The 24,910-nt window shown below is 60.5% G+C and carries 20 protein-coding genes; 10 read left to right on the top strand and 10 right to left on the bottom strand.

Translation table 11 applies throughout. From position 1 onward, the window contains the following. Positions 1-2 precede the first annotated feature (2 nt). A complete protein-coding gene (locus ACZ5C3_RS07275; protein ID WP_464044616.1) occupies positions 3-3,155 on the top strand; it encodes a multidrug efflux RND transporter permease subunit in 3,153 nt (1,050 codons plus the stop codon). 95 nt (positions 3,156-3,250) lie between these two features. Here ACZ5C3_RS07275 and ACZ5C3_RS07270 read toward each other — a convergent pair whose 3' ends face one another. The 3 genes from ACZ5C3_RS07270 to ACZ5C3_RS07260 form a co-directional block, all read right to left on the bottom strand. Further along, a complete protein-coding gene (locus ACZ5C3_RS07270) occupies positions 3,251-4,024 on the bottom strand; it encodes a ferredoxin--NADP reductase (RefSeq protein ID WP_464036454.1) in 774 nt (257 codons plus the stop codon). A gap of 341 nt (positions 4,025-4,365) precedes the next feature. Beyond that, complete coding sequence (locus ACZ5C3_RS07265; protein ID WP_464036453.1) at positions 4,366-5,586, bottom strand: ABC transporter substrate-binding protein; 1,221 nt, start codon at positions 5,584-5,586, stop codon at positions 4,366-4,368. A gap of 48 nt (positions 5,587-5,634) precedes the next feature. After that, a complete protein-coding gene (locus ACZ5C3_RS07260; RefSeq protein ID WP_464036452.1) occupies positions 5,635-6,918 on the bottom strand; it encodes a hydroxymethylglutaryl-CoA reductase, degradative in 1,284 nt (427 codons plus the stop codon). A gap of 128 nt (positions 6,919-7,046) precedes the next feature. On the opposite strand from ACZ5C3_RS07260, the gene ACZ5C3_RS07255 reads away from it, so the two are divergent. Next, complete coding sequence (locus ACZ5C3_RS07255; protein WP_464036450.1) at positions 7,047-8,456, top strand: aminotransferase-like domain-containing protein; 1,410 nt, start codon at positions 7,047-7,049, stop codon at positions 8,454-8,456. A gap of 18 nt (positions 8,457-8,474) precedes the next feature. Here ACZ5C3_RS07255 and ACZ5C3_RS07250 read toward each other — a convergent pair whose 3' ends face one another. Both ACZ5C3_RS07250 and ACZ5C3_RS07245 read right to left on the bottom strand, forming a co-directional pair. Next, positions 8,475-10,370: a TRAP transporter large permease gene (locus tag ACZ5C3_RS07250; RefSeq protein WP_464036449.1), complete on the bottom strand. Its 1,896-nt coding sequence runs from the start codon at positions 10,368-10,370 to the stop codon at positions 8,475-8,477. A gap of 9 nt (positions 10,371-10,379) precedes the next feature. Continuing rightward, a complete protein-coding gene (locus ACZ5C3_RS07245) occupies positions 10,380-11,399 on the bottom strand; it encodes a TRAP transporter substrate-binding protein (protein ID WP_464036447.1) in 1,020 nt (339 codons plus the stop codon). Between the two features lie 397 nt (positions 11,400-11,796). Between ACZ5C3_RS07245 and ACZ5C3_RS07240 the strand changes: the two genes are divergently transcribed. The 5 genes from ACZ5C3_RS07240 to ACZ5C3_RS07220 all read left to right on the top strand — a co-directional run bounded on the left by ACZ5C3_RS07240 (position 11,797) and on the right by ACZ5C3_RS07220 (position 16,334). Next, the gene (locus ACZ5C3_RS07240; RefSeq protein ID WP_464036445.1) at positions 11,797-13,014 is read left to right on the top strand and encodes an ABC transporter substrate-binding protein; all 1,218 of its coding nucleotides are present in this window, start codon (positions 11,797-11,799) and stop codon (positions 13,012-13,014) included. Positions 13,015-13,114: 100 nt separating this feature from the next. Further along, entirely contained in the window at positions 13,115-13,969 is an 855-nt protein-coding gene (locus ACZ5C3_RS07235; protein WP_464036444.1) for a branched-chain amino acid ABC transporter permease, read from the top strand. Position 13,970: 1 nt separating this feature from the next. Continuing rightward, positions 13,971-14,900, top strand: a complete 930-nt coding sequence (locus ACZ5C3_RS07230; protein ID WP_464036442.1) for a branched-chain amino acid ABC transporter permease — start codon at positions 13,971-13,973, stop codon at positions 14,898-14,900. Continuing rightward, positions 14,897-15,640 (top strand): ABC transporter ATP-binding protein, encoded by a 744-nt coding sequence (locus tag ACZ5C3_RS07225; RefSeq protein WP_464036440.1) that lies wholly within the window; start codon positions 14,897-14,899, stop codon positions 15,638-15,640. The genes ACZ5C3_RS07230 and ACZ5C3_RS07225 overlap by 4 nt, the downstream gene beginning before the upstream one ends. Beyond that, positions 15,627-16,334, top strand: coding sequence for an ABC transporter ATP-binding protein (locus ACZ5C3_RS07220; RefSeq protein ID WP_464036439.1), 708 nt, complete (start codon positions 15,627-15,629; stop codon positions 16,332-16,334). Before ACZ5C3_RS07225 ends, ACZ5C3_RS07220 begins: the two co-directional genes overlap by 14 nt. Positions 16,335-16,407: 73 nt before the next feature. On the opposite strand, the gene ACZ5C3_RS07215 is transcribed toward ACZ5C3_RS07220, so the two are convergent. From ACZ5C3_RS07215 to ACZ5C3_RS07205, 3 genes are all read right to left on the bottom strand, one after another. Then, positions 16,408-16,797: a carboxymuconolactone decarboxylase family protein gene (locus ACZ5C3_RS07215; protein ID WP_464036437.1), complete on the bottom strand. Its 390-nt coding sequence runs from the start codon at positions 16,795-16,797 to the stop codon at positions 16,408-16,410. Positions 16,798-16,909: 112 nt separating this feature from the next. Continuing rightward, complete coding sequence (locus ACZ5C3_RS07210; protein ID WP_464036435.1) at positions 16,910-17,899, bottom strand: tripartite tricarboxylate transporter substrate-binding protein; 990 nt, start codon at positions 17,897-17,899, stop codon at positions 16,910-16,912. A gap of 17 nt (positions 17,900-17,916) precedes the next feature. Then, positions 17,917-18,999 carry a tartrate dehydrogenase gene (locus ACZ5C3_RS07205; protein WP_464036434.1) on the bottom strand — a complete coding sequence of 361 codons (1,083 nt, stop codon included), beginning with the start codon at positions 18,997-18,999 and terminating at the stop codon, positions 17,917-17,919. A gap of 178 nt (positions 19,000-19,177) precedes the next feature. Here ACZ5C3_RS07205 and ACZ5C3_RS07200 point away from each other — a divergent pair, with 178 nt between their 5' ends. The 3 genes from ACZ5C3_RS07200 to ACZ5C3_RS07190 all read left to right on the top strand — a co-directional run bounded on the left by ACZ5C3_RS07200 (position 19,178) and on the right by ACZ5C3_RS07190 (position 22,143). Further along, a complete protein-coding gene (locus tag ACZ5C3_RS07200; protein ID WP_464036433.1) occupies positions 19,178-19,879 on the top strand; it encodes a GntR family transcriptional regulator in 702 nt (233 codons plus the stop codon). 80 nt (positions 19,880-19,959) lie between these two features. After that, the gene (locus ACZ5C3_RS07195; protein ID WP_464036431.1) at positions 19,960-21,204 is read left to right on the top strand and encodes an MFS transporter; all 1,245 of its coding nucleotides are present in this window, start codon (positions 19,960-19,962) and stop codon (positions 21,202-21,204) included. Positions 21,205-21,285: 81 nt separating this feature from the next. After that, complete coding sequence (locus ACZ5C3_RS07190) at positions 21,286-22,143, top strand: alpha/beta hydrolase (RefSeq protein ID WP_464036429.1); 858 nt, start codon at positions 21,286-21,288, stop codon at positions 22,141-22,143. A gap of 43 nt (positions 22,144-22,186) precedes the next feature. On the opposite strand, the gene ACZ5C3_RS07185 is transcribed toward ACZ5C3_RS07190, so the two are convergent. Both ACZ5C3_RS07185 and ACZ5C3_RS07180 read right to left on the bottom strand, forming a co-directional pair. Further along, a complete protein-coding gene (locus tag ACZ5C3_RS07185) occupies positions 22,187-23,356 on the bottom strand; it encodes a M20 aminoacylase family protein (protein WP_464036428.1) in 1,170 nt (389 codons plus the stop codon). Positions 23,357-23,382: 26 nt separating this feature from the next. Next, on the bottom strand, positions 23,383-24,903 hold the full coding sequence (locus tag ACZ5C3_RS07180; protein ID WP_464036426.1) for a M81 family metallopeptidase: 1,521 nt from the start codon (positions 24,901-24,903) through the stop codon (positions 23,383-23,385). Positions 24,904-24,910: the final 7 nt, after the last annotated feature.

The raw sequence follows: 24,910 nt of genomic DNA, 5'->3' as shown, positions 1-24,910 counted from the left end.
TCATGAGCAACGGCGGCATTTCGGCTCCCTTTATCCGACTTCCCATCGCGACCTCCCTGCTGATGGCGGGGATTCTATTTGTCGGCCTTGTCGCTTATCCGATGCTGCCGGTGGCGCCGCTGCCGCAGGTCGACTTCCCGACCATCCAGGTTTCCGCCAGCCTTCCCGGTGCGAGCCCGGAAACCATGGCATCGTCGGTGGCGCAGCCGCTGGAACGGCAGTTCGCGCAGATCCCCGGCGTCGCGCAGATGACGTCGACCAGTTCGCTGGGATCGACATCCGTCACCATTCAGTTTGATCTCAACCGCAGCATCGATGGTGCCGCCAACGACGTTCAAGGCGGGATCAACGCAGCAGGCGGTCAGCTTCCGAAAACGCTCCCAAGCCCGCCGACCTATCGCAAGGTGAACCCGGCGGATTCGCCCATCCTGCTGCTGTCGGTGACTTCCGACACGTTGCCCCTGATCGATGTCGACGACTACGCCGACACGCAAATGGCGCAGCAGATCAGTCAGATTTCCGGCGTTGCCCAGGTCACCATCGGCGGCCAGCAGAAGCCTGCGATCCGCATCCAGATCGATCCTGCGAAACTGGTCGCCAAGGGCATTTCGCTTGAGGATGTTCGCAACCAGATCGCGATTACCACCGTCGACAGCCCGAAGGGCAACGTCGACGGCACCACGCGCAGCTACACGATCTACGCCAACGACCAGTTGCCAAAGTCCAATGACTGGAACGACGTGATCATCGCCTATCGCAACGGCGGTCCGCTGCGCATCCGCGATATCGGCCAGGCTATCGCCGGTCCTGAAGACGCCAAGCAGGCGGCATGGGCGGACGGCAAGCGCGGCGTATTCCTCGTGGTGTTTAAACAGCCCGGCGCCAACGTTATCGACACTGTCGACAAGATCAAAGCGCAACTGCCGCGCCTGGTTGCGGCGATCCCACCCTCGATCAAGGTCGGAGTGTTGAGCGATCGTACGCAAACCATTCGCGCAGCGGTCGAGGACGTTCAGTTTACGTTGCTCCTCACCATCGCCCTGGTGGTCATGGTGATCTTCGTCTTCCTGCGAAGCGTCTGGGCCACGATCATTCCCAGCGTCACGGTTCCACTCGCACTTTTGGGCGCCTGCGCGCTGATGTGGGCGTTCGGCTATTCGCTCGACAACCTGTCGTTGATGGCCCTGACGATTTCAGTCGGCTTCGTGGTCGACGACGCGATTGTCGTGCTCGAAAACATCAGCCGCTACATCGAAGAAGGCGAAGAGCCGTTCGCGGCAGCGCTCAAGGGCGCGGGCGAGATCGGCTTCACCATCGTCTCGATCAGTATTTCGCTGGTCGCCGTGCTCATTCCGCTCTTGCTGATGGGTGGCATCATCGGCCGCTTGTTCCGCGAATTCGCCGTGACGCTTGCAATGACGATTTTCGTCTCGCTGATCGTGTCGTTAACGCTCACGCCGATGATGGCGTCGCGCTTCCTAAAGGCGCACACCGGCGACGCCCAGCACGGCAAGCTCTATCAGATGAGTGAGCGCTTCTTCGACGGCATGCTAGCGGTCTATGAACGTGGCCTCGACTTCGTTCTTCGCTGGCGTTTTGTGACGTTGTGCACGTTCTTCGCCACCATCGCTCTGTCCTGCTATCTCTTCGTGATCATTCCGAAGGGCTTCTTCCCGCAGCAGGACGTCGGCCTCATTACCGGCATCACCGAAGGCGGACAGGATATTTCCTTCAAGGAAATGTCGCGTCTTCAGGAGCAAATCGGGGCGATCATCCAAAAAGATCCTGCGGTGGCCAGCATTGCCATGGCCATCGGTGGTGGCGGTAATGCATTGAACAACGGACGCATGTACATCACGCTAAAGCCGCGCGACGAGCGTGATGTGAGCGCGCAGCAGATCATCGCGCGGTTACGGCCGCAGTTCGACAGTCTCGTTGGCGCACGCGTCTTCCTTCAGGCCGCGCAGGACGTACGCCTCGGTGGCCGCGCAACGCGTACCCAGTTCGAATACACCCTGCAGGACGCCAACCTTGACGAGTTGAACACCTGGGCGCCCAAGATCCTCGAAAAGGTGAAGACGCTGCCGGAGCTGCGTGACGTGGCAACCGACCAGCAGACGGCCGGCACCACGCTGACGCTGACCATCGATCGCGACACCGCGTCACGCTATGGCATCCAGCCGCAGCTGATCGATGATACGCTCAACGATGCGTTCGGCCAGCGGCAGGTCACGCAGTACTTTACTCAGGTGAACAGCTACCACGTGATCCTGGAAATCCTGCCTGAGCTGCAAGGCGACGTGGACACGCTGAACAAGATCTACGTGAAATCACCGACGACCGGTGACCAGGTTCCGCTGTCGACTTTCGCAAAGTGGACCACCGTTCCCGTGCGACCGCTGTCGATCAGCCACCAGGGACAATTCCCGGCGACGACGATCAGCTTCAACCTCGCGCAGGGCGTTGCGCTTGGACAGGCCACCGATGCCATTCAGAAAGCCGTCTCCGATCTCGGCGTTCCGCCAACGGTCAACAGCAGCTTCCAGGGCACGGCGCAGGCGTTCCAACAGTCGCTCGGCACCGTCCCGCTGCTCATCCTCGCGGCGCTGATCGTCGTGTACCTGATCCTGGGCATTCTCTACGAAAGCTACATCCATCCGCTCACCATCATCTCGACCCTGCCATCGGCCGGCGTGGGCGCTTTGGCGATGCTGATGCTGTTCGGGTTCGATTTCAGTCTGATCGGCCTCATCGGCATCGTCCTGCTGATCGGCATCGTGAAGAAGAACGGCATTATGCTCGTCGACTTCGCCATTGCGGCGGAGCGTGACGAAGGTCTGGAGCCGGAAGAAGCGATCCGGAAGGCTGCGCTTATCCGCTTCCGTCCGATCATGATGACGACGATGGCCGCCCTGCTCGGCGGCGTACCGCTGATGCTCGGCACCGGCACCGGCTCGGAAATCCGTCAGCCGCTCGGCTACGCGATGGTCGGTGGTCTTGTGGTTAGCCAGGCGCTGACGCTGTTCACGACGCCGGTTGTCTATCTCTATCTCGACAAGCTCTCGAACTTCCTGTCGGGCAAGGGCCGCGGCAAGGGCTCGCATGGCCAACCGCCGGCGATCAAACAGGATCCGGTGTCGGAAGCGGCGGAATAATCCTCGCCGCACTCCCTCTGATCGGCACAAAAAAATAACGGCTGAGAATTCTCAGCCGTTATTTTTTTACCAGTAAGAAACGAGCAGTGCCGCGATCAGCGCTCGGCGAATGCCTTCTCGACCACGAAGTCGGCCGGCTCACCGTGGTTGCCTTCAACGAAGCCACGCTCCTCGAGCAGATCCTTGGTGTCTTGAAGCAGCGCCGGGCTGCCGCAGATCATGACGCGGTCCTTGTCGGCTTCCAGGCTCGGCAGCGAGATATCTTCAAACAGCTTGCCTGAGTTGATCAGGTCGGTGATTCGGCCGCGGTTGCGGAACGGATCGCGCGTCACGGTCGGATAGTAGATGAGCTGAGAGCTCACCATCTCGCCGATCATCTCGTCCTGCGGGAGCTTCTCGGTGATCAGCTCGCCATAGGCGAGCTCGGCGACGCGGCGGCAGCCATGAAGCAGGACGACCTTTTCGAAACGCTCGTAGGTCTCCGGATCCTTGATGACGCTGAGGAATGGCGCCAGGCCGGTGCCCGTGCCGATCAGGTAGAGGTTGCGACCGCTCTTCAGGTTGTCGATCACCAGCGTGCCGGTGGCCTTGCGGCTGACGATGATCTCATCGCCTTCCTTCAGGTGCTGGAGGCGCGACGTCAGCGGACCGTCCTGAACCTTGATCGAGAAGAATTCCAGGTTCTCTTCATAGTTGGCGCTGGCAACGCTGTAAGCCCGTAGCAGCGGCTTCTCGTTGACCTTGAGGCCAATCATCGTGAACTCGCCATTGCGGAAGCGGAACGATGAATCCCGTGTGGTGGTGAAGCTGAACAGATTGTCCGTCCAATGATGGACGCTCAGTACTGTTTCCTGATTGAAATTGCTCATTACCGTCCCATGCTCGCGATTGGCGGCGGCATGATTGACCGGATGCCGGGCAAACATGCCTCACGCAAAATTTCTCTAGCCAAAGAATTTTGCTGATTAGCCCTTAGTGGGCGCAGACGTTGGCTACGTTCATGACGAGCCTCAGATAGTAGAATATTCTTTTAGGGTCAATGAGATACCGCGCCTGCGTTATGCTCTCAGGTTAGAACCGTTCTGCATTCCAGAATTTCGTTCTAAAGGAGAAATTTTCTCCCGCCGCTCGCACGGCAGGAGAAAGAAAATACCATCACTTTGGTTAACCCTGAGGCCGGCGGGTCACTCCGTTGGCCTCCCGGCTCGGTTCATTTCTTGACCAGGGGGCAGTTGCCTTCTTCGATTGGGCGGAAGGCTTCCTTCGCCGGGATCGTTTCCACCAACTTGTAGAAGTCCCATGGCCCCTTGGACTCGGCCGGCGTCTTCACCTGGAAGAGATACATGTTGTGGATGTGGCGGCCGTCCTGCCGAACGAGGCCTTCCCCGAACAGCGGGTCCTTTGAAGGCATCTCTTTCATCTTGGCGACCACAGCCTGAGCGTCTGACGTATTCGCAGCCGCTGCCGCGCGCAGATAGTGCAACGTGCCCGCGTAGACCCCGGCCTGGTTGGCCGTCGGACGCTTGCCGTTCATTTGAGCTGCGAAGCGGTCAGCAAACTTCCGCGTGCCGTCATTGCTGTCCCAGTAGAAACCCTCCGTCAGGTACAGCCCCTTTGCATCCTGCAGTCCGATCGCATTGACGTCAGAGACCTGCATCAGCAGCGCTGCAAGCTCCTGCCCGCCTTTCTGCAAACCGAATTCGGAGGCCTGCTTCACAGAATTCACCGTGTCGCCTACCGCATTGGCGAGCGCGACGATCTTCGCCTTGCTCGACTGTGCCTGCAGCAGGAACGACGAGAAATCCGAAGTGCCGGTCGGATGGCGCACGCTACCGAGGATCTTGCCGTTATCGGCCTTCACAACGTCAGCCGCGTCTTTCTCCAGCGCATGACCGAACGCATAGTCAGCCGTGAGGAAGAACCACGTGTCCTTCTTGGCCCGAAGCAAAGCCAACGCCGTGCCGTGCGCAAGCGCCCAGGTGTCGTAGGTCCAGTGCACAGTGTTTGGCGAGCACTTCTCGCCGGTGAGCAGCGAGGTGCCGGGACCTGACGCGATGAATGCGGTCTTCGATCCGCGCACCACTTCCTGCACCGCAAGTGCGACCGAAGAGAACGGTACGTCGAGAATGGCATCGACCTTCTCGATGTCGACCCAACGCCGCGCGAGAGACGCACCGATGTCCGCCTTGTTCTGATGGTCCGCCTGAATGAGCTCAACCTTCAGATCGGGCTTCTCGGCTTTGAAATCCTCGATGGCGAGCTTCGCGGCGACCACAGATCCCGGCCCGGTCGAGTCGGCTGCAAAGCCGCTGAGGTCCGTCAGCACGCCGAGCTTGATGGTGTTGTTTGGAATTTCAGCCTGAGCAGGGTTGATCAGCAACAGCAGCGCGGCAGCCCCCGCCAACAATTGCGCTCTTGATTTGAAAAGCATGTTGTCCTCCCGTTTGAATTTTTCTGTTTGTTAGACTTGAAAGCGTTCCTAACCTCGCAGCTTCGCCAGAACCTCCTGCGCCACGTCGATGCGGACAGTTTTGCTCTCCACCAGCACTTTCGCGACGGCTTCGACTTCATCGCCGACGGCACCGGCCATGATCGCGATATTCTGTGCATGCAATGCCATGTGGCCCGACTGGATGCCGACAGTTGCCAGCGCCTTGAGCGCGGAGAAATTCTGCGCGAGGCCAACAGCCGCGATGATGCGTGCAAGCCGCTCAGCCGTGGTGACGCCGAGAATCTTCAGGCACGCCTGCGCGGTGGGATGGATCTTGGTCGCGCCGCCGATCAAACCAACTGCCAGCGGCAGTTCGATCGACGCACTGAGATCGCCGTCCCTGTTGATCTCATAACGCGTCAGACTGCTGTAACGGCCGCTACGCGCTGCATAGGCATGCGCGCCTGCTTCCACCGCTCGGGTGTCATTGCCGGTGGCAAGAATGACGGCGCTGATGCCATTCATGATGCCCTTATTGTGAGTGGCCGCGCGATAGGGATCAGCTTCCGCGAATTGATAGGCGCTGATGATGCCGTCGCGCACGTTGGCGCCGCCGATATCATCCAGCTTCCACACTGTGTGCGCGCGGGCGACGCGCTTGTCCGCGAGATTGGACAGGATGCGCAGAAACACCCGCCCGCCGCTCCATGTGGCGATATGCGGCGCGATCTTTTCCGCCATCGTGTTCACAGCGTTCGCACCCATGGCGTCGCGCGTGTCCACGATCAGGTGCGTGATCACCATGGTGCCGCCGAGGGTGTCGAGCAGGCGGACCTCGATATCGCGGAAGCCGCCGCCAAGCTTAACCAGCAGCGGATCGCAGGCATCGCAGATCGCCTTGATATCGTCGCGCTTGTCGAGAAGACGCAGCCGCGCCGCATGCGGGTCCGCCACATCGACGGCCTGCACCTGCGCGATCATCAGCGTTCCGGAGACCGAGGTCGTGAAACCGGTCGCGTAGTTCTGGCGCGCAGCATTACAAACCGCCGCAACCACCGAGCTCTCTTCAGTCGCCATCGGAATGAGCACATCTTCGCCGTCTACACGCACATTGGTGGCGATGCCGATCGGGATGTTCATCGTGCCGATGACGTTCTCGATCATCTTGTCGGCGAGCTGCGGCGACAGGTTGCCCATGTTGGCGAGATGACTGACGGTGTCCTGATCGAGGCCGGCGAAGGCCGCTACGAGATCGAGCCGCTCCTGCGGCGATTTGCGGTGGAAACCGCCGATCCGCGAACTGCGGTTTGCCCCGTGCTTTAGCTCAGTCATATGCGTCTCCGGAACCCAGGTTCTTCCAAGCCCTCTGCGGGGCTGTCCGGCCGCCAAACTGTATGAAGCGAGGGGTACGCACAAGGAACGCTTTGCACATTTTCAGGAAGGTCCGTACCATCCATCTCATGGGTACAGTTCATCAGATCCACACCGACCACTCCCGATCCCGGGTCGAAACCGTGGTCACGACGATCATCGAGCGCATTGAGCGCGGGCTCATTCGTCCTGGCGAGCGGCTGTCGTCGATCCGCACGGCCTCAACGGTCTTCGGTGTTTCCAAGAACACCATCGTGGAGGCCTACGAGCGTCTGGTGGCATCAGGACAGATCGAGAGCCGGCCAGGCTCGGGCTTCTATGTCTCGGTGCACCGGCCCAAGCGTGCCGAGAACATCACGCCCACAAAGGTTGAAGCGGTGGACAGCGTGTGGCTGCTGCGCGAGCAACTGGAGAAGCGCTATGAGGTGCGGGTCGGCGATGGCCGCCCGCCGGCCGCGTGGATGGAAGGCTCGGAAGTCGGTCCCTACCTGAAGCCGGTCAGCCGCCCCGGCAAGCGCACCCTGCCCGAAAGCTACGGCAGTCCCTATGGGCTGCCCTCGCTGCGCGAACGCATCGCGGTGATGCTGGCAGAACGCTCGATCAACGTCGAGCCGCAGCAGGTGCTTCTCACCCAAGGCGCCAATGATGCGCTCGATATGATCGTGCGCCATTTCATCGAGCCCGGCGATCCCGTGCTCGTCGACAATCCCGGCTACTATCCGCTGTTCGGCAAGTTGCGTCTCGCCAAGGCTCAACTCATCGGCGTGCGCCGTACGCCCGACGGACCAGACCTCGACGGCCTCGCAGCACAAGCCGCGCGCACCGGCGCGCGCGTCTTCTTCACGCAGTCGCTGGCGCATAATCCGACCGGCTGTTCGATCACGCTTCCGGTGGCGTATCGCCTGATGCGGATCGCCACTGAGCACAATCTGATGATCGTGGATTCCGATCCGTTTGCCGATGTTCTTCCGGTGACCAGCCCGCGTCTTGCGGCGCTCGACCAGCTCGACCGCGTGATCTATGTCGGCACCTTCGCCAAGACATTGTCGGCGAGTCTGCGCTCCGGATATATCGCCGCGCGCGCCGACATTGTCGGCGCCCTCGCCGATCTCAAGATGATCACGCGCGCCAACAGTTCGGGTTACATCGAACAGATCATCACCGATCTGATCTCCAGCGGGCGCTATCGCGGCCACCTGAAGCGCCTGACCGGCCGTATCGAGGCTGCGACGCGGCAGGCTTACGACAGCCTGTCACGGCAAAAGCTGCAGGTGTTCGGCCAGCCGCGCGGCGGTTTCTATATGTGGTGCGAATTGCCCGAGCACATCGACGACAAGCAGCTCTCGCGTATTGCTGCCGAACGCAGCATTCTCTTGGCACCGGGATCGGCGTTCAGCCCGGATGGTTCACCATCGCGCCCGGCGATGCGCGTCAACATTGCGCACGTGGGCGATCCGCGCTTTGAAGCCTTCATGGCTGAACAGATGCAGACACCGTAACCAACGTACAGTGCCCCCTTATTGGCGCAGGAAGCCGATCGAGATCCACGGGAATGCGGCAACGACAATCAACCCGATCAGCAAAGACAGCAGGTAGCCCCAGATCGGCTTGATGCCTTCCGCCGGATCGACACGGCCGATGGCGCACGCAGCGTAGTATCCGACGCCAAATGGTGGTGCGAACAGGCCGATCCCCATAGCGAGAATGACGATCATCGCATAGTGCACCTCATGCACGCCAACGGCCTGTGCGATCGGAAACAGCAGAGGGCCGAACAGCACGATGGCCGGAATGCCCTCAAGCACACTGCCGAGGATCATGAAGGCGACGATGGAAACCGCGATGAAACTCGCGGGGCCGCCGGGAAGACCCGTCATGGCGGATGCCAACGCACGCGAGAAGCCCGATTGGGTCAAGCCCCACGCCATGCCGGTGGCGGTGCCGATGATCAAGAGGATCGCGCCCGAGAGGCACGCCGTCTCGATCAGCATCGGGATCAACCTGCCCCAGTCGAACTGACGATAGATCAGCAGGCCAGCAAAGATCGCGAACACGATGCCAATGGTTGAGACCTCCGTCGCGGTCGCAATGCCTTCGACCACCGCGGCGCGGATCACGAACGGCAATGCAAGTGCCGGAAGCGCGATGACGAAGGTGCGCAGGATCTGCTTCGGCGTCGCGCGTTCGACGTGGCTGAGATCCTCACCACGATAGCGCCACCACACCAGTGCGGACAGCGTTGCCGCCAGCACAAGGCCCGGCAGCAGACCGCCGGTGAACAGCGCTGCGATCGAGACGCCCGTCACCGAGCCGATCGTAATCAGCACGAGGCTCGGCGGAATGGTTTCGGTCTGCGCACCGGTGGCCGACAGCAATGCGACCAGATCGCCGGGCTTGGCACCGCGCTCTTTCATTTCGGGAAACAGCACCGGCGCGACAGCCGCCATGTCTGCCGCCTTGGAGCCGGAGATGCCGGAGACAAGATACATCGCGCCGATCAGCACATAGTGGAGACCGCCCCTCACATGGCCGAGCAGGCTCGCGAGAAATGCGACCATGGCCCGTGCCATGCCCGTCATCTCGATCAGCAGGCCAAGGAAGACGAACAGCGGCACGGCCAACAGAATGAGGTGGCTCATACCTTCGTCCATGCGCCCGACCAGCACCATCGGCGGCGTGTGCGTCGTCAGCACGAGATAGCTGAAGATCGCCAGTCCGAACGCAAAGGCAATCGGCACACCAGCGAAGACGCAGAGCGCCACCAGCCCGACAAAGAAGATAACGAGGTTGAGATTGCCGAGTGGCCGCAGCACCGGCTGCATGAACCAGAACGCTGCAATGATGGCGCCAACGGTCACCACCGCCAGCAGCACGCGCTTCTTGTCCGGCTCACGAGCGAGCCGCAGGAGAGCAAACAACACCATGAAGCCGATGCCGATGGGCAGCGCCGAGGCGCGCCACGAATTCGGGATCTGCAGCGCGGGCGTGGTGATGAAGCTTTCCTCATACGCATATTCGTAGGCAGGCATGGCAATCATCAAAAGAAACGCAAGCGCAGCACAGGTGCCGACCACGCCGAGAAACGCGCGCATCGATGGCGAGCACTTCGCCACCACCGCCGTCATGCGCATGTGCTCCGCGCGGCGGAACGCCACCACCGCGCCGAACATCGCAAGCCAGAGAAAGAGGATCGAGGCCAGTTCGTCGGACCAGATCAACGGGCTGCGAAAGACATACCGCGACACCACGCCCGCGAACAGGATAACGATTTCGGCAACCACCAGTAGCGCCGCCGGGATCTCGACCAGCAGGCCGAGAATGCCTTCGATCCGCCCAAGCGACGTCAGGGGAACAGCCACGCTGTCCCCGTTCGCCGCCACGTCACCCGGATGCGCAACTCTGGCTTCGCTCATGACCGGCGATTACGTCAGCTTGCCAGCGTTCTTTTCGAGGATGGCCCAGGCCTCCTCACCGTAGTTCTTCTTCCACTCGGCATAGAAGCCGGCCTGGCGCAGCTTCTCGCGGAACGGTTGAAGGTCCGGCTTGTTGAACACGAAGCCTTTTGTGGTGAGCTCAGTCTGCAGGTTGGCGTTGAGCTTCTCGGTGTCTTCGCGGGCCTTCACGCCGGCCGCATTGATGTTCTTCTCGACGATGGGACGGATGTCCGCCGGAATGCGTTCCCACGCACGGCGATTGGCAAGGAACCAATAGCCATCCCACATGTGGTTGGTCAGCGAGCAATACTTCTGCACCTCGTAGAGCTTTGCGGTCGCGATCAGTGCCAGCGGATTCTCCTGGCCCTCGACGATCTTGGTCTGCAGCGCCGAATAGACCTCGTTGAAGTTGATGGAGGCCGGCGATGCATCGAACGCCTTGAACATCGAGGTCCAGAGCGGCGACACCGGCACGCGGATCTTGAAGCCCTTGAAGTCCGCGGGAGTAGCGATGGGCTTGGTGGACGAGGTGGTCTGACGGAAGCCGTTGTCCCAGATCTTCTCCATCACCACCAGATTGGCCTTGTTGATCTGGCCACGGATATAGGCACCGAGGTCGCCGTCCATCGCCTTCCACACCGCCGGATAATCGGGGAACGCAAAACCGATGCCGGATATCGAAGCGGCCGGAACCAACGTCGAGAGAATGAGGCCCGACAGCGTGAAGAACTCCACACCGCCCGAGCGGAGCTGGCTCAGCGTATCCGTGTCGGAGCCAAGCTGGCTGCTCGGAAAAAGCTGCACGTCGACGCGGCCGTTGGTTTCCTTCCTGATCGCCTCGGCCATCTCCCGGCCCCGGACGTTGATCGGGTGCGTGTCGGGAAGGTTGTTCGCAAACTTGTAATTGAACTCGGCCTGCTGGGCACGCGCCACGAATGGGGCACCGACGCCTGCCATCGCGGTGACCGCGGCCGAGGTTTTGAGCAAGGTTCTGCGTGAAATCGTCATGAGGCTTCCTCCTTGATCGGCATTGTTCTTATTGCTTCCTGATCAGAAGCCTATGCCGCGCATCAACATGTTTCGGTGCCTGTCAAACCACCTGTTCCGGTAATAATCAACCGTCGGAAACGTCAGAAGCGAAATAATAATGAGCCGGATTTTACGTCCCGGTTCTGTGCCCATCTCGGAAGCGAATGCGTTTGAAACGCAACATTACGGCGACGCAGCATTTTTAACGCGATCACAAAGCTGCTCCTGAAAGGCAGTTAAACGTGTGCATTCGCGCGCGACGCCTTGGCGCATTCATCCGATCTTTTCTTGACTTGCTCTCGTCTCCTTAGGCAGTCTGTCAAAGCAAATAATAAGCATCGGGCAACGACCCAGATGCATTTCAGGAGGAACGTCAATGAACTCATTTCTGAGGGTACTGGCGGCTGCCAGTATCGTAGGCGCAGGGACTATCGCTGCTCCAGCATTTGCCCAACAAGCTCCGATCAAGATCGGCATTCCGACATCGATCCAGCTTCAGGTCGGGCGCGATACGCAAAACGCCGCGAAACTGGCGATTGAGGAAATCAACGCCAAGGGCGGCGTGCTCGGACGCAAGCTCGAGATCGTGGTCGCAGACGAGACCGAGAATCCGGAACAAGGCATCGCGGCGATCAAGAAGCTGACCGCCGACGACAAGGTGAACGTGCTGATCGGCGGCTACACCAGCGGCGTCACCCTCGCTCAGTTGCCGCACATCTCGGCAGCAAAGACGATCTACATCGGCGTTGGCGCGGCATCGCCCGCGATCACCGCGAAGGTGAAGGCGGACTACAACAACTACAAATATATCTTCCGCGCCTTCCCGATAAACGCCGCGCACCAAGCCCGCGCGCTGGTGGATTTCATCAACGGCAAGCTGAAAGGCGAGATGAAGCTCACCAAGATCGCCATCGTCGGCGAGAACGCCAAGTGGGTGCAGGATCTCGTTCCGATCCTGAAGAAGGGCGCCACCGACGGCGGCACCGACGTGAAGATGGCGGAGTTCTTCGACACCTCAACCTCGGACTTCTCGCCGCTGTTCGCCAAAGTCAAGGAAAGCGGTGCGCAATATCTGATCGTGATTCTGTCGCATGCCTCCTCCGACATCTTCGTGAAGCAATGGCATGACGCGCAGGTACCCGTTCCGATCGGCGGCATCGACGTGAAGAGCCAGGATGCGGACTTCTTCACCCGCGTCGGCGGCAAGGCGAATGCCGAGACCGTCGGACTGTTCGCAATCCGCGCTGCGCTGACGGAAAAGACCATTCCGTTCTGGGATGAATTCGTGAAGCGTTACGGCACCGCCCCGGTTTACACCGGTATCGGCGCCTATGACGCGGTCTACGTCTATGCCGATGCTGTGAAGCGCGCCAATTCGATCGAGCCGGACGCGGTCATCAAGGAGCTGGAGAAGACCGACCACACCGGTATCGCCGGCAAGATGGTGTTCGACGAAATGCACGACGTGAAGACAGGCCCCGGCCTGCAGAACCTGCTGTTCGTGCAGTGGCAGAAGGATGGCCAGCGCGTGGTCGTGTGGCCGAAGGAGTCCGAGACGGGGAAGATGATTCCCCCGCCCTGGATGAGCAACTGAGCTCTATCGTCGCGATGCAATGTGCGGCCGGTAAACACCATACCGGCCGCTGAGCTTCGATGCCCGGTTTTCACCGGCCGGGCGAGCACAGCAGGCGGACATGCTTCAAATTCTGATTTACGGCGCGGTTTCGAGCGCAATCTATGCGATGCTCGCGGTCGGCTTCACCCTGATCTTCGGTGTCGCCCGAATCCTCAATCTCGCACACGGCTCTTTCTATGCGCTCGGCGCGTATGCAGCCTATGTGCTGACCTCCCTCCTCAATGTGCCGCTGTTCCTCGCAGCCCCGATCGCGGTGTTACTGGTCGCGCTGTTCGGCGTGCTGATGGAGCGCTTTTTGGTACGGCCGCTGCGGCACTCGCAGTTGGCGGTGCTGATGATCACGCTGGCCGTCTCGCTCGCGGTTGAACAGGCGCTGTTTATCATCTTCGGCTCCGAGTACCGCAACGTCCCGTCTTTCGTAGCCGACAAGGTTTCGATCGGCGGCGTCGACATCGGCGGTCAGAGGTTGCTAGCACTCGTTGCAGGTGTTCTGGTTCTGCTGATCTTGTGGCTGTTCATCCAGCGCACGCGACTAGGTGCGGCAATTCTCGCCGTGTCGCAGGATCCGGAAGCCGCGCAATATATGGGTATTCCGACCAACCGCATTTTCTCCATCGTGATGGCGATCTCCGCCGGCACTGCCGCTCTTGCCGGTGTCCTGGTGTCGCCGTTCCTCACCGTGCAGCCGACCATGGGCCTGCTGCCGATGGTGAAGGCTTTTGCCATCGTCATCGTCGGCGGCCTCGGATCGATCCCGGGCAGCATCATCGCCGCACTCATTCTTGGTTACTCCGAGACCATCGTGGCCTACCTCATCTCCACATCGTGGACCGAACTGGTGTCGCTGGTCGCGGTCGTCATCACCCTCATGATCAGACCGTCCGGAATTCTCGGTCGGCGGGCGGCGTTCTGACATGCGCAACATTTCAATGATCGATATCGCCGGTGGCATCGTTGTCGTGGCGATCCTCGCGCTGGCTCCGGTGTTCATCTCGAGCAGCTATCTCACCGGCGTGCTCACCGTCTGCGTCATCTACGGAATCTGGGCCTCAAGCTGGGATTTCATGTCCGGCCTGACCGGCCGTGAAAACTTCGGACACTCGCTCTTCATCGGTGCTGGCGCGTACACCGCAGGTTTCATGGCGACCATCTGGTTTACAAACCCCTGGTACAGCCTGCCGTTCGCGGTCGTCATCGCTGTGCTGTTCAGCCTGATCGTCGGCTTCCCGACGCTACGCCTACGCGGGCCTTACTTCGCTTTGGCGATGCTTTCGGCCTCGGCGATCCTGCAACGGCTCTGCCTGATCTTCTGGGAATACACCGGCGGCGAGGAAGGCCTGTACGGGCTCGATCCGCTGATGACCTCACCCCTGCACTACTACTGGTTTGTGCTCGCGATCCTTGTGGTCACGGTGATCGTTCTGATGCTGCTGGCGCATTCGCACTGGGGCCTGTTGCTCCGCGCGATCCGCGGCGATGAGGCCACCTGTCAGGCAGCCGGCATCAACGTGACGTTCTACAAGATCGCGTCGCTGATGATCAGCGCGGCCTTCGCGGGGCTCGGCGGTGCGCTCTATGCACACTACCAGCTCCAGGTCAGCCCGCCGCTGTTCTCCGTCGTGGTGTCGATCACCGTCATCATCATGGTCTATGTCGGCGGTATCGGCTCGATCTATGGCGCGGCTGTAGCGGCGATCCTGCTGACGTTGCTCACCGAGATGTTGCGCGGGTTCGGCGAGTATCGTCTCTGGATCTACACGCTGACGCTGATCTTCATCCTATTCTTCCTGCCGAACGGACTGATCGCTCCGCTCTGGCGCCGCATGACGGAGCGTTTCCGATGACAGCGCGTCTCGAAGTCAACGACGTCACCAAGCGCTTCGGCGGCCTTACCGCGGTCAAAGGCGTGACCTTCACGCTGGAAAAAGGCGAGCTGACCGGCATTCTCGGCCCCAATGGCGCCGGCAAGACCACGCTATTCAACCTGTTGACCGGATTCATGGCGCCCACCTCGGGGACCATCCAGTTCAACGGTGAACCGCTCGCCGGCCTCGCGCCCTACAAGATCGTCAATCGCGGCATGGCGCGAACGTTTCAGCTCACCCGTCCGTTCGTCGGCATGAACCTTCTCGAGAACGTTCTCGTGGCCTGTCTCTCGCCGCGCGCGCACAACGACACGGACAAGGAAGAACGCGCACGGCACCTTCTCGAACAGGTTGGGCTCGGCGGCCGCGACCGCGAGCCGGTGGAGACACTCCCCTACGGCGACTTGCGGCGACTTGAAATCGCGCGCGCGCTGGCGACACGACCCGATCTGTTGCTGCTGGACGAACCTTTCGCCGGCCTCGGCAGCAGCGAGATTGAACCGCTTGCGCAACTGATCAAGCGGCTGCATCGCGAGGAGCACCTCACGATCCTGCTGATCGAACACAAGCTGCGCGAGTTCATGGCGCTGGTCTCGCGCGTCATCGCCATGAACTTCGGCGAGGTCATCGACATCGCGCCACCAGCAGAGATCGTGAAAAACCCGAAGGTGATCGAAGCCTATATCGGAAAGACGGAGGACGCCCATGCCCCTGCTTGAGGTGTCCAACCTCCGCGCCAGCTACGGCAAAGCGCTTGCCATCGAGTCCGTCTCGATCAAGGTCGACAAAGGCGAACTCGTCGGCGTTCTGGGCCCTAACGGTGCGGGTAAAACCACGCTACTGAAAGCGATCTCGCGCACGATCCCTTCGCAGGGTACGCTGATGTTCAAGGGACAGACGTTGGATGGCGTCGCGCCTTACGATGTGGTGGCGCGCGGCATCTGCCACTGTCCGGAAGGACGCAAGCTGTTCTCCGAGCTCTCGGTACTGAAAAACCTGCAGCTCGGCGCCTATCTGCGCAAAAACAACGCCGAGATCGACGCCGATCTCGAACGTGTGTTCACGTTGTTTCCCGTTCTTCGCGAACGGCAATGGCAGCAGTCGAGCACGCTGTCAGGCGGTGAGCAGCAGATGGTGGCAATCGGCCGCGCTTTGATGGGGCGCCCGGAGCTGTTGCTGCTCGATGAGCCGTCGGTCGGTATCGCGCCGCGCCTGAAGGGGCTGATCTTCGATTCAATCCAGCAGATCCGGAAGGACGGCACGGCGATCCTGATTGTCGAACAGGACGCCGTCTCAACATTGCGCATCACCGATCGCGTTTACGTGCTGGAGCACGGCCGCACCATCCGTGAAGGCAAGTCGAGCGAACTCGCCGGGGACGAACACATCCGCCAAGTTTATCTCGGCGTTTAAGTTCCTCGCGGCCTAGATCAAAAAACAAAAAGGCGCGGCGTTTCCACCGCGCCATTGTTATTTCAAGACGTCTTTACTTAATCGCGCCTTCGGCTTTGAGCACTTCGTGCGCGGCCTTGAAGGCTTCGAGACCCGAAGGAATACCGCTGTACACCGTGGCGTGCAGCAGGATTTCCTTGATCTCTTCCACGGTGACGCCGTTCTTCAGCGCACCCTTGACGTGCAGGCGCAGTTCAGCCGGCTTGCTCAGCGCGGTCAGCATGGCGAGATTGAGCATGCTGCGCGTCTTCAGATCGAGACCTGGACGCGTCCAGGCATAGCCCCAGCACCACTCCGTGGTGATGTTCTGGAACGCCATCATGAAATCGTCGGCCTTGGCGATGCTGCCGTCGACATATTCCGCGCCCAGAACGTCCCGTCGGACAGCCAGACCTTTTTTGAATTGTTCGCTTTCGCCGCTCATGACGTTCTCCAAACTTAGAGCCCTGTTGATGGGCCACACCTTAACACCGTCCGCATATCCGACAATTGCAGGTGCGGCTAGCTCATCTGCGTGATTACAGTAGGCGATAAGTTCAATTCGCCTTGACGCCCGCGGCTTGAATTACCGGCGCCCACTTTGCCACCTCGGCCTTGAGGTGTGCGGCCAATGCTTCCGGCCCTGCTTGCTCCGGCTTCACCGGCTCCGTACCCAGCGCCGCGAGGCGCTCGATCACCTTTGGGTCCTTCAACGCAGCCTTCAGTGCGTCGCTAAGCTTCTTATGGACGTCCGGCGGCAATCCCTTCGGCGCCCACATCGCATGCCAAGCCGTCACCTCAAACCCCTTAAGGCCGACTTCATCGAGGGTCGGCAGTTCCGGCAGCACCTTGAGCCGTTCCTTGGTCGTTGCGGCGTAGCCCTTGATCTTGCCTTCCTTGATCTGCGCCGTTGTCGTCGTGGTCTGGTCACACATCACATCGAATTGACCGCCGAGAAGATCGGTCATCGCGGGTCCGGTACCGCGATAGGACAATCCAGTCATCTGGGTGTCGATCGCACTCATCAGCATGAGTGTGCAGAGATGCGACGCTGAACCGATGCCGGCGTGCGCATACGTGACGGCCATCTTCTTCTGCTTGATCCAGGCGATCAGCTCCTTGGCATCCTTGGCCTCGAGGCCAGTCTTGCCCACGATGGTCATCGGCACATCGGCGATACGCCCGATAGAGTCGAAATCGTCGATCACATTATAGCGGAGATTGTCGTAGAGCGACGGAGCTGTCGCCTGCGCGATATGCCAGACCGTCACCATGTAACCGTCGGCGGGCGATTTCGCGACACGCGTCATACCGATCGTGCCACCCGCACCACCGACATTCTCGACCACGATCTGCTGACCCAGCGTCCGGCTCATCGACTCTGCAACCAACCGGGATACAGCGTCTGTCGGCCCGCCCGCTGCGGACGGGACAATCAAAGTGATGGGACGCGATGGGAAGTCCTGCGCCGTTGCCGGCCTGATACTAGCAACGCACAACAACGTTGCCGCAACAGTCAGTGAGAGTCCGACAAACCACTTCCGCATCGCGTTCCTCCTCCGAATTAGTTTTCTTGGTTGTCTCCAGCCAACGCGTCGCACACCGCCTTTGTGACGTCTGCCGTTCGCGCCTTGCCGCCGAGATCCGGCGTGTGCAGGGATTTGTCCGCCGTCACGCGCTCGATCGCGCGCATCAAGCGGTCCGCAGCGGATTTCTCGCCGAGATGTTCCAGCATCATCACGCTCGACCAGAACGTGCCGATCGGATTGGCGATACCCTTGCCGATGATGTCGAAGGCTGAGCCGTGAATAGGCTCGAACATTGATGGAAACTGCCGCTCAGGATTGAGATTGGCGGTCGGTGCGATGCCAAGCGATCCTGCCAATGCAGCGGCGAGATCCGACAAAATGTCCGCGTGCAGATTGGTGGCGACAATCGTATCCAGAGTCTCGGGCTTGAGCGTCATACGCATGGTCATGGCATCGACCAGCATCTTGTCCCAGGTGACGTCGGGGAATTCGGTCGCAACTTCTGCTGCGATCTCATCCCACATCACCATGGCGTGGCGCTGCGCGTTGGACTTGGTGACGACGGTCAGAAACTTGCGCGGGCGCGACCGTGCCAAAGCAAACGCAAAGCGCATGACGCGCGCAACACCTGCCCGTGTGAACATCGACACATCGGTCGCAACCTCTTCGGGTAATCCGCGATGCACCCGGCCGCCAACGCCGGCATATTCACCTTCCGAATTCTCGCGCACGATCACCCAGTCGAGCTCCGGACCGGACACGTTGCGGAGCGGGCTGGTGATGCCCGGCAAGATGCGCGTCGGGCGCACGTTGGCGTACTGGTCGAATGGCTGGCAGATCGCAAGCCGCAATCCCCACAGCGTCACATGGTCCGGCACGTCCGGCGCACCCGCTGAACCAAACAGAATCGCATCATGGTTCTTGATCAGGTCACGCCCGTTCTCGGGCATGAACGCGCCGGTCTTCTTGTAGCGCTCCGATCCCCAATCGAAATGGTCAAAAGTAAAGGCGAAGCCGCCATCGCGCTTGGCGCACGCGGTCAGCGCTTCCACGCCCGCGGAGATAACTTCTGAGCCGATGCCATCGCCAGGAATGGCTGCAATTCGATAGGTTTTCACGTTGAACCGTCCGATCAGTAAGCAGAGAGACGCCGTATCCGAACAGGGCTCCGGGTTCCGGCTCCTCGTATCAACGGCCTTGATACACTCGATCTTCCATGGAAGCATGCACGGATGTCAACCCGAAGATTGAGCGCAGGCAATTTGCGCTTTGGCGGCATTCCGGTAGGAGTGAGGCATGAACCGTTTGAAATCGCCGGATTCGCTTATCCCCAAGGCGCCTTCGCTCGTGTCCGATGCCTATCGGGCGATGAAGGACGCGATTCGCGATAACGTTTTCGCGCCGGGCTATCAGGGATCGGAACAGGAAATCGCGCTGCGGCTCGGCATGAGCCGAACCCCGGTTCACGAGGCACTGATCCGGCTGCAAGAAGAAGGACTGGTCCGCATTCTTCCCAAACGCGGCGTGGTGGTCCTGGCGCTGTCGCCGGACGACATGCGTGAGGTGTATGACGTCATCATCGCGCTAGAGGGCATGGCTGCCGAACTGATCGCGGCGATGGATACGCCACTGCGCCGCCCGATCGTGACCGAACTTGAATCGATCAACGCCGAGATGAAGGCTGCTCTGCAGCGCGAGGAACTCGATGTCTGGGCGCGCGCCGATGACAACTTTCATCGCCTGCTAATCGACCGCAGCGGCAATGCCCGCCTCGCCCGCCTCGTCCACACCATCATGGATCAGTCGCACCGCGCCCGCATGATGACTTTGCGTCTGCGCGCCAAGCCGACCAAATCCACTAAGGAACATCAATCGATTGTCGCGGCGATCAAAAGCGGCGACGCGGCACTGGCATGCAACCAGGCCCAGCTTCATAGGCGGCGAGCACGCGACGAACTTCTGCCCCTGCTGGAGCAGTTCGGCATGAAGCATCTCTGACGCCGGTAGAAGCAAGCCCGACCTGACTGCATAGGCGCATTCGCAAACTGCACCTGCTCTTTGCATCGGAATTGGGGTTCATGATCCCTATGGATCAGATGTCCCAGCAGAGCTACGCAAAAAAGCACGTTACCATTGCGCTTTATGTGCTCGCCCTTTGCTTCGTGTTCGCCATGCTCGGGCGGGGCCTCAATGAAACCTTCACGGTATTTCTGCTGCCGATTTCGCAGGGTTTCGGCTGGGATCGCGCCCAGGTCATTTCGATCTACTCGCTTGCCGCACTGACCACCGGACTTGCCGCCCCGTTCGTGGGCCGGCTATTCGATCATGTCGGTCCGCGTATCGTTTATGCGTTGGGACTGTTCCTCCTGGGCAGCGCCTTTCTCGCCGCGGCTTACTCGCAAAGGCTCTGGCAATTTCAGGTGAGCCTCGGGCTTTGTGTTGGATTGGGTGCAGCCTGCCTCGGCAACGTCTCCAACTCGATCATGCTGGGGCGCTGGTTCGGCCCCAAACTCTCCACCGCCATGGCCGTGGTCTATTCCGCCATGGGCGCCGGGGTCCTGCTCCTGTTGCCGCTGTCGCAATGGCTGATCGACAGACTGGGCTGGCAGAAAGTCTACGAAATCTTCGGCGGCACGACATTGGTCTTGCTGGTACCGCTGCTGCTGCTGCCCTGGAAACTGTTCTCCGCCGGGTCGCCAACCCTCCGCAAGACCGTGACCGAGGACCTGATCGACGAAGGCTGGACGCTGCTCAGTGCCATGCGTCATCACGCGTTCTGGGCGCTGTTCTCGACGTTCTTCTTCACCTCAGTCAGCATGTTCTCCATTTCCACGCAGGTTGTCGCCTATCTGGTGGACGCTGGGTTCGAGCCCCTTCAGGCAGCGACCGCATGGGGTTTCAGCGGCGTTGTCGTGCTGTTCGGCATGCTCTCTGTCACCTGGCTCGATGGTGTTATCGGACGGCGGCGATCGGTGTTGCTGAGCTACGCCATCTCGATCATCGGCATCGGCTTGCTCTGGCTGCTGCAGCGGCATCCCAATATCTGGTTGCTGACCGGCTTCGTCGTCTGCTTCGGCAGCATGCTTGGCTCGCGTGGTCCGCTGATCAGCGCAACCGCCATGAAAATCTTTCGCGGCAAGCGCGTCGGCACCATTTTCGGCACGATCATGATCGGCAGCGGGTTGGGCACGGCTCTGGGCTCATGGGCCGGCGGCCTGATCCACGATCTCACCGGCAGTTATGATGCCCTGCTGGCTTTCTCGCTGGTCAGCGTGATCCTCGGCATGATCCCATTTCTCGTCATCCCTGCGCTGCGTGAGTAATAACGCGCCCCCGCTAGTTGCAGCAGCACACGGTAACTGCGATCATCTGGTTAAAGTTACACACTTGCCTGGAATGATCTCATGAGTGCACCCATCGACGCGCCGGACTGGCGCTCCCTCTCCCAGGACGACCGCGACGCCGGTTTCAACAACAGCCTTGCGGTGAAAGACTCACCCGCCATTCTGGCCGGGTGGGAACTGCAGTCAGCCAAGGTGCGAGCGAGCCATCCGCAACATCTCGATCTTCGCTATGGCCCCCGCGAACGCAACCGCATCGACTTTCTGAATGCCGGCGCAAAAGGACCTACACTGGTCTTTATTCATGGCGGCTATTGGCAGGCGCGCGCGAAAGAGAGTTTCACCTTCTGTGCCGCGGGCCCGATGGCGCACGGCATCAATGTCGCTTTCGTAGGCTATACGCTTGCGCCTGATGCCACGCTTGACCAGATTGTCAGCGAGGTGCGTACCAGCATCGATTTCCTCGCCACTGAACTCACTGCACTTGGCGGTGATTCGGATCGGATAATCGTCTCGGGCTGGTCTGCTGGCGGGCACCTGTCGTCCATGATGCTCGCGCATCCCCGCATCAAGGCCGGGCTGCTGATCAGCGGCATCTATGACCTGGAGCCCATCCAGTACACTTATCTGAACGAGAAGCTGCGCCTCGACAAAGCCATGGCGGACCGCAATTCGCCAATGAAGCAGCACGGCGGCGCGGACAAGCCTGTCGCGATTGTCGTTGGAAGCGGAGAACTGCCACTGCTGCGCAAGCAGTCCGCGGATTTCGCGGCGCATCGTGCACGACATGGGCTACCGGTCGTCTATGAAGAAATTCCCGGCGCCAATCACTTCACGATCATGGAAGCGTTGAGTTCGCCATCAGGTCGGATGACGACGCTTGTGCGGCAGCTTGCCCAGCGGATCACCGACGCCCACTGAGTGGACGTCGGTTCGTCGTTGTTAGATTGAGCCGCGGTCCCGATTATGCCGCAGCCAGCGGCAGGCGGGTCTCGATGATCCGCGAGAACAAGCTCGCGCCAACCGGCAGGATGGCATCGTCGAGAATGAAGCCCGGGTTGTGCACGGGGACGGAGCCTTCATGGCCGAGCCAGAGATAAGCGCCCGGCACGGCGAGCAGCATGTCGGCGAAATCCTCGCTACCCATCTTCGGGCGTGACGCGGTCAGCACGTTCTCATTGCCGACGATTTCGCGTGCGACATCGGCAACTGCTGCCGAATGTTCCTCGTGATTGATCAACACCGAGAAGATGTCACGGATATCGACATTGATCTCAACCTGGAATGCCGCGGCCATGCCCGCTGCAATGGTGCGCATGCGATCGCGGATCTGATTGCGAACGTCGTCCGAGAACGCGCGCACGGTGCCCGCAAGCTTCGCCTCGTTCGGGATCACGTTATAAGCCGAACCTGCATGGATCTGCGTAATCGACAGCACCGCAGACTGCAGCGGGTCGACATTGCGGCTAACGATGGACTGCAGCGCCTGCCCGAGCGTCATGGCGATCACCACCGGGTCTTTCGACCGTTCCGGCATCGCACCGTGGCTGCCATAGCCGGTGATGGTGATGTCGAAGAAATCCGCGCCCGCCATACCGGGGCCCGGGAAGATCGCGACCTGACGCGGATCGAGGTCCGGCGCGTTGTGCATGCCATAAACTTCGTCGCACGGGAATTTATCGAACAAGCCATCCTTCAGCATGGCGCGGGCGCCGCCAAGACCTTCTTCCGCTGGCTGGAAGATGAAAGCCACGCTGCCGTCGAAATTGCGCGTTTCGGCAAGATAGCGCGCAGTGCCCAGCAAGATGGTGGTGTGGCCATCATGGCCGCAGCCATGGAAGCGGCCGGGAATGGTCGATCGCCATTTCACGTTGGTATTCTCTTCCATCGGCAGCGCGTCCATGTCGGCGCGAAGGCCAACGCGCTTGGTGCCGTTGCCCTTGCCTTTCAAGATGCCGACAACGCCGGTGCCCCCGAGGCCGCGATGCACTTCAATGCCCCACTGCTGAAGCTTCTCGGCGACAATGCCCGATGTCCGCTTCTCTTCGAATCCGATCTCCGGATGCGCGTGAAGATCACGGCGGATGGCGGTGAGTTCGTCGGCGTAGCTGTCGATCAATTCGATATTGGGCATGGGCTAAGCAATCCAGTTTTTGAGTTTCAAGTTTTTGAGGTTTTGCTGACGTCACCGAATGTCGGACCATTCGGCTTGATACGCATATCCGGCCGCAGCCGCGTCCACGGCAACGCCGCGGTATCGGCTGGCATCGCTCCGGGCGCGGCGCAGACAATAATCTCCTCCGCGATCGGATCGAAATCGGCGCGGAAGTGCACCGAGCTCTTGTTGACGAGGATCGATTGCTCGGTCGGCTCGATCCCGACGAAACGGAACATCGCCTGATCGGCAAGCTGCGCCTTGCGCGATCCGACGACGACCCGAACATCTCCAATGCGCAAACATGCCGAGGGACCGAGATCCATCTGGCTGCCGCCGAAGTACGGTCCCGGCGCAATGAAGCGCCCGTCTGACAGAGATTCGACAACGAAGTCGCCTTGGAACGGTGCATCACCCGGAATACCGGACTTCCCACCCAGCGCGAGTGTGATCGTCTTGCCTTGGCCAGCGGCATGCGCAGCATCAGCCGATGCGGGATCGACGATCACACCCATGGCGGCCTTGGTTGCACCGTTGGCGAGCAGCGCGCGGAGCATGCCCGTCGTATCTGAGTCACCGCCTGCGCCAGGATTGTCCTGCGTATCCGCAATGACGATCGGCTTGCTCGCACGTGTCGCGACATCCATGGCGTAGCACACGCCCTCATCGGGCGTGAAAATCTTCCCGTCGAAGTCCGATTCATGGGACGCAACGAGCGCTGCGACGGTATCGGCAGCGGCATCCGCATCGGCCTGGGTCTTTCCGTAAGCGAAAATCGCAGGCGCACAATCGGGAAAATCCGCAGCCGGAAAGCCCGGCGCGAAGGAGAGCGTCGGGACATTTTCTGACTCGATCGCCGCAAGCTTCTGATAGATGCCCTTGCAGGGCTCCATGTCGGTGCATTGCCAACTGATCGGGATCAGGAACGGCAATTGCCGAAAAGCCTTCGCAAAGCGCTGACGCGAGCCCAGCAGCAACGCCATGTGGCGCGCGGAAGCGCGACCAGTGTCGGCCATGTCGATATGCGGATAGGTGCGGTAGGCGATCAGCGCATCCGCATGCTCCACCATGGCCGGCGTGACATTGGCGTGGAGATCGAGGCTGACCACCAGCGGCAAATCCTTACCGATAACCTTTCGTACGCGAGCAAGGATTTCGCCCTCGCCGTCATCGAAATGTTCGGTGACCATTGCGCCGTGCAGATCGAGATAGACGCCGTCGATATCGCCCGCGGCGGCAATACCGTCCACGATCATCGAAGCGACGCGCTCATATGCGTCTTCGCGCACATGCGCCGACGGGCTTGCAGCGCACCAGACCGTCGGCACCATCTCCCAGCCGGCCTTCTCCGCCTCGGCCACGAAGCCGGACATGCCGACATTGATATTGTGAGTGGCCTTAAAAAGCTCCGCCCCTTTGGACATGGCGGGCCAACCGCCGCCGTTGACGAAGTCCTGGTACGTTGCCTTCGTTGGAGCAAAAGTATTGGTCTCGTGGAGAAATCCACCAACGGCGATGCGCGTCATCGACATA

The sequence above is a fragment of the Afipia dichlorophenoxyacetatis genome (assembly GCF_055386385.1).
Note: the sequence above shows the minus strand (reverse complement) of the source record. Positions and strands in the feature narration are given on the sequence as shown.